4 protein-coding genes and 2 pseudogenes are annotated in these 4,182 nt (G+C 65.0%); 1 reads left to right on the top strand and 5 read right to left on the bottom strand.

Translation table 11 applies throughout. The features are described 5' to 3' along the window. The 3 genes and pseudogenes from ACY693_RS15980 to ACY693_RS15990 all read right to left on the bottom strand — a co-directional run. Positions 1-928 (bottom strand): annotated as a pseudogene (locus ACY693_RS15980) (hypothetical protein); the annotation flags it as partial. Between the two features lie 11 nt (positions 929-939). Then, positions 940-2,082, bottom strand: coding sequence for a hypothetical protein (locus tag ACY693_RS15985; RefSeq protein ID WP_462322806.1), 1,143 nt, complete (start codon positions 2,080-2,082; stop codon positions 940-942). After that, positions 2,082-2,393 (bottom strand): ATP dependent RNA helicase, encoded by a 312-nt coding sequence (locus ACY693_RS15990; RefSeq protein ID WP_462322807.1) that lies wholly within the window; start codon positions 2,391-2,393, stop codon positions 2,082-2,084. Before ACY693_RS15990 ends, ACY693_RS15985 begins: the two co-directional genes overlap by 1 nt. A gap of 351 nt (positions 2,394-2,744) precedes the next feature. On the opposite strand from ACY693_RS15990, the gene ACY693_RS15995 reads away from it, so the two are divergent. Beyond that, a complete protein-coding gene (locus tag ACY693_RS15995) occupies positions 2,745-2,957 on the top strand; it encodes a hypothetical protein (protein WP_462322808.1) in 213 nt (70 codons plus the stop codon). A gap of 47 nt (positions 2,958-3,004) precedes the next feature. Here ACY693_RS15995 and ACY693_RS16000 read toward each other — a convergent pair whose 3' ends face one another. Beyond that, a complete protein-coding gene (locus ACY693_RS16000) occupies positions 3,005-3,676 on the bottom strand; it encodes a hypothetical protein (RefSeq protein WP_462322809.1) in 672 nt (223 codons plus the stop codon). Positions 3,677-3,699: 23 nt separating this feature from the next. Then, a pseudogene (locus ACY693_RS16005) lies at positions 3,700-4,182 on the bottom strand (hypothetical protein); the annotation flags it as partial.

Below are 4,182 nucleotides of genomic sequence, written 5' to 3' on the forward strand. Positions count from 1 at the left end.
GCTCGCGCAACTGGGCGGTCAACTCAAGGCTCGCGGAGTCAGCCGCCCCCACCCCCGACGCCCCCGCGACCGACCGCAGCTCGGCGTCGGCCAAGCGTCGGCCCAGCAGATCAGTGTCACCCTCCAGCTCCGCCACCCTCGCCCGCAGGGACTGCAGCTCATGGTCGTCCTCAAGCGCCCGCAAGCGCTCGCGCATTGCCTCATAGGCCTGCTCAATGCTCTCCAGATCGGTGACACGCGTGCGCAATTGCTCAACCTCGGCGGCCTTGGCCTGAAGCCGCCGCGCCTGCCGCTTGGCCTCGGTCTCGCTCTCCTGGCGCAGGCGCGCGAGATCCCTGCGCGCCTGCGCCAAGGCTGCGAGGTCAGCGCGCAGGCCCGCACCGATCTGATGCGAGAGCATGTGTATGTCTTCGAAGGCACGCGTGCGAATCTCGACATCGGCGAGCCCATGCGTCATCACCGCCCAGAACCCACCCTGCACCTCGCCTTCAGCCAAGGCCTGTTGCCATAGCTCGAGCAGTGCCGCCGGGGACTTGGCCTTCGCAAACCGTTTCACGCTGCGGGCATAGCGTCGCTCCAACTCCTTCTGCACCGCGATCGAGAGCGCATTCTTCTCGTCGGCTGCAGCGACGAAGCTGACGTGCACATCGAAGTCGCTCCGCGCATCCCTGAGCAGCGTGGCCCCCGTCTTGCGCGCCAGACGGCGCAGATCATCGACCTCTAGACAGGTGCCAATGATCGGACAGTGATACTTGTGCCAGAGCTCCCACAGTCGACTCCGCGTTGCGGCCTTGGCCCGCGAGTTGACGGGTGGATTGGACTGCTCCTGATGGAGCCCCTCGGCTGCGACAGGCTCAAACGCCGATGACGCTGATCCAGAGATCGCCTGATGAAGCTTGCCGCCTAATCGTTGACATTTTTGACACATGATGGAGGCACTCAACTGGTCAACGCATTCATCAAGGTGGTCCAGAGGCGTGCTTCGTCGCGACGCCATCTGCCGCCCGTCTCCCCGTCGGGCTCAGCGGCAGAGGCGATGATCGCCAGCGCACGACCGTCTTCGTCGTAGAGCCGCAGCGAGCGCCCATCGCCCCCAACCCAGTCCTGGCGCCTACCTTCACTCCGGCCATCGCCGACGACCCAGGCGCTGTCGATCGCGCGGACATCAAGCTCGAGCCGCGCATGGTCACCGCGCAGCAAGAGCTGACCATCCACATAGGCATGACCATAGAACTGCTGGATCGAGCGACTAACCCAAGCGTCGCTGCCAGTGCTCAAGACCAGAGGATGCACCTGATCGACGAGCGTCTCGAGCGCACAGGGCACCAGCGATGGGTCGACCGCGATCGCAGGGTCATCGCTGCGCGCTGATGCTCGCTTCCAGCGCAAGGGATTCAGGCTCAGGCGTCCGCTCAACTCAGCCAGATCTAGGAAATCCAATTCAGGGCGGGTAGCCCCGGGAAACGTCAGCTCAGCACACCCAGGCTCGGCCTCCAACGCTTGGCAATCGCGCTGCAAGCGGTGGACGGGATGGTGCTCAAGCGCGGCGACCCGAGGCTCGACCTGTTCGGACGGCGCAGGCACCAGGCGTCGGTCATGGGCACCAAGGCCGGACAAGAGCAGGCGCAATGGCAGCGGGTGCGCCCCGCGCTCCAGTTGCACGCGCATCAGCCGCTGCCCCTCAGCATCCTCGATCACCAATCCCTGCTCGTCATCGCTGGCCGACAGCGCATGACACCGATCGAGCAGGACGCGCACTTGGTACTTGGGCGTGTCCAGATAACCCAGCATACCCAGCACGCGCAGCCCGCTGAGCTGCTGGCGCTGCGCGAGGCGGAGACCCGGCTGCTCGCTCTCGACCCAAACGCGCCCGAGTAGCGCCAGGTCAGCCAACAGCTCTGGCCAGTGGCCGAGGTAGCGCACCGGCCCCACCACCGGGCTCGGATCGCCAACCTGCATCTGGCCAGCATCCCAATGGGCCCAGGCGCTCGAAAACGCTTGCGCTCCAGCCTCAGCCCTCGTTGAAGCCTGAGGCTCGTTGGCGAGCCCGGCGCTGTAGTCAGTCAGGTAAGGGTTTGCCATCAGCGCGCTCCTGCTGGAACGGCTTCAGCGCCCTGGCCCATGCACGGCTCGCCGATCGCAGCCAGGCCACGCCAATGGTGCGCACCGCGGCAATAGGCAGCTCGCTCATCACTGTCCGCCCCAAGCTGGGGGTGCATGGCGAGGGCCTGAAAATGACGCACCACGGTCGTGGCCACGGCTGCAGCCCCATGATTGACCGAGGTCCGGATCAAATCGGCAAGACGCGCCTTGAGCATCTCCGGTGGCAGATGCAGCGGCAGGGAATCCAGCGCCAGGGCTGTATCGGTTGTGTCAGTGGAAATACCTTGCATGCCAGTGTCTCCATCAAACGGCCTGAGGCCTGGGTGGTCGGGGAAACATCCGGCTGGCCATCGGACTTCACCGATATGCTGGCGGGATCATGGCTCATATATGCGAACCATTCTCATGTAGATTAGCAGATCGAAAGGTTTCGTCAACTCTCGATCGCCATGCTGGCGTCGGAGCGGCCTAGCGGCGTTCGCTGACCGTCATCACCAGGAGCGACGGTAAAGGCAGACAGCAAGCAACCCCAGACGCTAATGAGATTAAGCCCGGCCTTGATGGAAAATAATACGAGTGATTTGTATTTGTTATCTTCTATGCTAGTGTCTAGATCATCGGGTCAGCATGAGAGCAACGTGATGCCGAACAGAGATAGCCTTTCATCAACCACCGCGGACGAGGCGCCGCGCAAGCAGCAGGCACCGGAGTCCGCACTAAGAGAGCAGCCCAGATGCCGCAAGCGGACCGGATTCTTCAACTGGCTGCGGGATGCGTTCCTAACAGGTCCAGTGCCGCGGCGCTGTCAGCGCTGGGAGCTGTTGCGAGCGCTGCGGCGCGAGCTGGATGCGTGACAACGCCCCCACCAGGAGCGCAGGACCTCGGCAATCTGAGCCTCCGGTCAGCGAGGCCTGGCCGCGGGTTGTACCGATAGCGCGCAATCAGCGACCGCTTCGATCACTGCAGCTGCGAGGCGCACCTCGGTAGCGGTTCCCTGTGAGGCTGCAGCCAGATAGACCTCGACGCCGACATAGAGCGGACTCTTCCCGTTCCAGACCGGCTCCGGCAATTCTGGCCTGACCCAGGGCCAGGCATCCGCCCGCTGCGCCTCGGCTGGCCGTGAGGCGGCATCGCCCTCGGCCGCGACCAGCCGCACCGGACGCATGTCTCCAAGCACCGCTGGCGTGCAATCATCTGCCGCCTTGTGCTCGATGCAGCGCAGCAGCGCTGGTTCGGCACAGAGGACATCAGCCCAGCACAGGCGCTCGTCGAAGCCGGTATGCAGGTCGATCAGGACCCGCTGGCCGGGCTGAACGTGCTCTAGGATCTGCCGATAGAGCTCGGCATGACGTTGACGATAGCGCTCTAGCCCGTCGGGTCCGGGCCGCTCCCCTGAGAGCCCCACCGGGATGCGCAGCAGGTCGATGCGCTGGCGATCGAGATGCTCGGCAACGGCCTCGCCAAAGCTCAGCTCCTCGCGGTGGGCGCCGATCACCAGCACGATCGGTGGCCGAGCACGCGCGAGCCTGGCGGGCTGACCGAATAGGTTGGCAGGGTTGAACAGCCCGGGCATGCGACCGGTCTCCGATCTCGCGGTTAGGGGCGAGCGCCGCTCACCGCCGGTCGCTCCAAGCGGCGACGCTCGGCAGTCCCCTGCCCTTCCTGCTGTTCGGGCGGGATCAACGCGACGGCGATCAATCCGTAGAGACCGGTCAAGGCCACCAACAATAGACTCGGCACCATGCTCGGCAGGCGTAGGCCGCGTCGCCACAGCAGCAGCCAGCCGAGCACCAGCGCAACGCCGATGGCCGGCAACGCCGAGGGGCCGTGCACATCGAGGCTGAGCCGGAAATAGCGCGCGTTCGGATCGCGCAGATCCAGGCTGAACGGCACCAGCGCCTCCCAGATCCCATCCACGAGCCGCGGCTCGGCCATGGCCATGGTGCGCGCATAGCGCGCAATGGGCTCGAACTGGCGGTCCATCGCGACGGCCATGATCTCGCGCTGATCGGAGTAGATCGCGGTGCGATAGAGCGGATTGAACAGGATCTTCAGCTCCATCGTCTCCGGATCGTAGCC

This window comes from Halochromatium sp. (assembly GCF_054919635.1).